The organism is Komagataeibacter sp. FXV3 (assembly GCF_015155755.1).
Taxonomy (GTDB): domain Bacteria; phylum Pseudomonadota; class Alphaproteobacteria; order Acetobacterales; family Acetobacteraceae; genus Komagataeibacter.
In genome coordinates this window covers 1-3,403 of the sequence record NZ_VWPI01000114.1, presented here as the reverse complement: position 1 = coordinate 3,403, position 3,403 = coordinate 1, and the positions used below count along the sequence as shown (strand labels likewise).

At 60.4% G+C, this 3,403-nt stretch carries 5 protein-coding genes; 2 read left to right on the top strand and 3 right to left on the bottom strand.

The genetic code is table 11. From position 1 onward, the window contains the following. The first annotated feature begins 250 nt into the window (after positions 1–250). Positions 251–955 carry a phosphate signaling complex protein PhoU gene (phoU, locus tag F1542_RS10320; RefSeq protein WP_193732954.1) on the top strand — a complete coding sequence of 235 codons (705 nt, stop codon included), beginning with the start codon at positions 251–253 and terminating at the stop codon, positions 953–955. A 5-nt stretch (positions 956–960) separates the two neighbouring features. Next, the gene (locus F1542_RS10315; RefSeq protein ID WP_193732953.1) at positions 961–1,689 is read left to right on the top strand and encodes a response regulator; all 729 of its coding nucleotides are present in this window, start codon (positions 961–963) and stop codon (positions 1,687–1,689) included. 148 nt (positions 1,690–1,837) lie between these two features. Here the strand turns inward: F1542_RS10315 and F1542_RS10310 are convergent, their stop codons facing one another. The 3 genes from F1542_RS10310 to F1542_RS10300 all read right to left on the bottom strand — a co-directional run. Next, positions 1,838–2,341, bottom strand: a complete 504-nt coding sequence (locus F1542_RS10310) for a peptide deformylase (RefSeq protein ID WP_193732952.1) — start codon at positions 2,339–2,341, stop codon at positions 1,838–1,840. Positions 2,342–2,364: 23 nt separating this feature from the next. Then, entirely contained in the window at positions 2,365–2,997 is a 633-nt protein-coding gene (locus F1542_RS10305) for a hypothetical protein (protein ID WP_227672654.1), read from the bottom strand. Between the two features lie 260 nt (positions 2,998–3,257). Continuing rightward, positions 3,258–3,403: carbohydrate porin (locus F1542_RS10300; RefSeq protein WP_193731557.1), on the bottom strand; the 146-nt coding region annotated here is incomplete at its 5' end.

The following is a 3,403-nucleotide window of genomic DNA, read 5'->3' as shown; positions in this document are numbered from 1 at the left end:
CCCGCCCCCCAATCCTGCCTGATCCGGCCCCCGTTTCCTGCCGGCGGATGCTGACCGTAGCACTGGGCACGGGGCATGGGACGTTCCTGAAGAAATCTTTTTATTTCATTATTTTGGGCCATCCCCATGGGGTATGACATCGTCTTGAACAAATCCGGGACGGATATATTATATCCGCGTGACGTATCATACGCCCTGTTATCGGGCATATCCCGTATAATTGTGCGGGCAGGCAGGAAGGTTCTCGCGGGTGGGACAGGAATCGGCACATATCGTCAGCAGTTATGAACAGGAACTGGAACAGCTTCGTTCCATGATGGCGCGGATGGGCGGACTGGTTGAACAGCAGACATCGCAGGCTGTCGCCGCCATTGCCGACCGTGATGAAAACGCCGCCGGTGTCGCAGCCGATCTCGACCCGCAGGTCGATAAGCTGGAACGCGATGTGGAGGCGATGGTCATCCGCATCCTCGCCCTGCGTTCCCCCGTGGCGGGCGACCTGCGTGAAGTGGTCTCGGCACTCAAGATCACGGGTGACATGGAACGCATTGGTGACTGCGCCGCTTCCATCGCGCGCCGGTCGCTGCGTACGGAACTGGTGACGGCGCGCATCTCGCTCAGCGGCCTGCGTGGCATGGGGCGGCTGGTGCAGGACAACCTGCGCCGCGCGATCGACGCCATGAGCCAGCGCAACGCCGATCTGGCCCGTGAAGTCTGGCAGTCCGACACGGCGGTGGACGAACTGTATAACGCCATGTTCCGCGAACTGGTTACCTACATGATGGAAGATCCGCGCAATATCGGGCCGTGCACGCACCTGCTGTTCATCGCCAAGAACCTTGAACGGATTGGCGACCATGCCACCAATATCGCCGAACGCGTCTATTACACCGCGACGGGTGAGATCCTGCCGGTTGTCCGTCCCCGTGGCGGGTTTTCAGGACAGGGGGGGTAACGTCCTTGCTTGAAGATCGCCCGCTGCGCATCCTTGTCGCAGAAGATGACCCTGCCCTGTCGGTCATGCTGTCCTACAACCTTGAGGCGGCAGGCCACCTTGTCATGCCGGTGGATAACGGTCTGGACGCCCTGCGTGAGGTGAGCGAGTGGAAGCCCGACCTTGTCCTGCTGGACTGGATGATGCCGGGCCTGTCCGGGGTTGACCTGTGCCGCAGGCTGCGCATGGCAACAGCCACGCGGTACCTGCCGATCATCATGCTGACCGCGCGCGGCGAGGAACAGGATTCCGTCCACGCGCTGGATACCGGGGCGGATGATTACCTGGTCAAGCCGTGCGGAATGGATGTGCTGCATGCGCGCGTACGCGCCGTCATGCGGCGTAGCGCGGGGCGGGCGGCCGCCCCTGCGGCGGCACAGGCCGAGGACGTGCTGACCTTTGCCGACATAACGCTGGATCATGCCGGGCGCAGGGTCAGCCGTGCGGGGACACCGCTTGCCCTTGGGCCGACGGAATACCGTATCCTGCTGCACCTGCTGCGCAATCCGCGCCGGGTGTTTTCGCGCGCCGAAATACTGGCTGCCGCGTGGGATGACCGTATCCATGTGGAAGAACGTACGGTGGATGTCCACATCCGCAGGCTGCGCCTTGCGCTGAACGCCACGGGTGGGGCGGACCTGATCCGCACCGTGCGTTCCAGTGGTTATATGCTGGATGATGGCAAGGTGGCCTGACGGGCCGCCATTGATAAGAGACTGTTTGAAAACAACCAATTGATAAAAAACAATAAAAGTTTTTGGGTGCTGCCTTTTTTCAAAAAGGCGGCGTTCTTTTGAAGCTTTTGCAAAAAGCTTCACCAAAAACTTTCTATGATTTTTTAAGTTATCTGCCGTCGCGTTCCAGCCTGGCATAACGCTTCAACGCCCGTTCGCGCCGCAGGCGTGACAGGCGTTTCAGCCAGAAAATGCCGTTGATCTGGTCGATTTCATGTTGCAGGCAGGTGGCCAGCAGGCCATCGGCGTCCTCTTCCACATCCTGACCGTCAGCGCGGGTATGGCGCACCTTTACCCGTGCGGGACGGGTGACGGGCGCGTGGATGCCGGGCATGGACACGCTACCTTCTTCCTGTGTGGATGTTTCCGCCGACTGCCAGATGATTTCGGGATTGGCATAGACATGCGGCCCATCCCCATCAGGCAGGTCAATCACCACCAGCCGTTTTGCAATGCCCACATGACACGCGGTGATCCCGATCCCCGGGGCCGCATGCATGGTCTTCAGCAGGTCGCGCGCCAGTTGCGCGGTTGCGGGCGCAGTCGCATCAACAGCTTCCGCCACCTGTTCCAGACAGGGATGGGGAAAGCGGACAATCGGCAGGAGGGCCATGCAGGCTGGGTTCCGCTTTGCGATCAGTACAGGAAGGGACCGTTATCGTCCGCGTTCAGGTTGGTATAATACGGGATGTAGAAGTTCATGCCGAACGGGCTGTAGGTATGGTCCACGCCTGATACGGGACGCAGTGGCTTGACGTCATGGTCCGCCAGGCAGTCATACAGTGTCTCGCGCAGGTGTTCGGTGTCCTTGTCCGATTTCTGCGTGCCGTAGAACAGGTCATGCGCATAAGGTTTGCATGCCTGTGGCGTGTGTTCGTAATAGTCCGCGTACCGGTTCTGCTTGTTTTTTTCTATGTCCGCATCCGATATCCACTGGTGGCTGGCCGCACTGGTGCCCCAGATTTCCTTCCATCCCGTGCGCATGTGTGGCAGGCGGGCAACGGCAATGCCATCCTGCCGCGTGCCATCCTTGCGCACCAGACTGCCGTGGCAGGCCATGACCTGTATATGGTCGTTATAGATCGCGCTCTTGATCGTCCCGCCTTCGAAACCGACGGCCGGGGATGCATTGGGCGCGCCCTGGTTGGCAATGGCGACCACTGCAGATTCAACAGCAGGCTGCTGGCAGTAATTTACCATGGGACGGGGGGCGTGCTGCGCGCAGGCGGCCATACCAAGCGGAAGACATAAAGCAACAAGACGGCGCAACGGTTTTTTCCTTTTGCAATGCGGCACGGGATCCGGCCATGTGCCTATGTATTCAGGCGTATAGAAGGGGCCCGTTCCTCACAACAATGTAAATTTTCAATTCCGCCCTGTGCTTTTGTCTCCTCTTGTCCTTCCTGTGGCGGGAACGCGCGGATTATGGGCCGCGCATGCGAATAGCAGCAGTACCACCACCAGCAGGACCGGCGTCGTGCCCGGCCCGTGGCATGGCGTATCCGCATCGGCCGGAATATGCCCGCCCATCAGAATGTAATATTGCTGTGCAGGCCGAAGATCGCCTCATCGCCGGTGCGGCGGTAGGGGAAGGACGGGTCGGCGCCGCCGCCCGCGGGGTGCCAGACGTACTGGAAATCGGGCTGCATCACCAGCCACGGCGTGACCTGCGCCT

Bases quoted from the DNA above. Each gene is read 5' to 3' on its own strand.
- F1542_RS10310 (WP_193732952.1), bottom strand. From the start codon at position 2,341: ATGGCCCTCCTGCCGATTGTCCGCTTTCCCCATCCCTGTCTGGAACAG.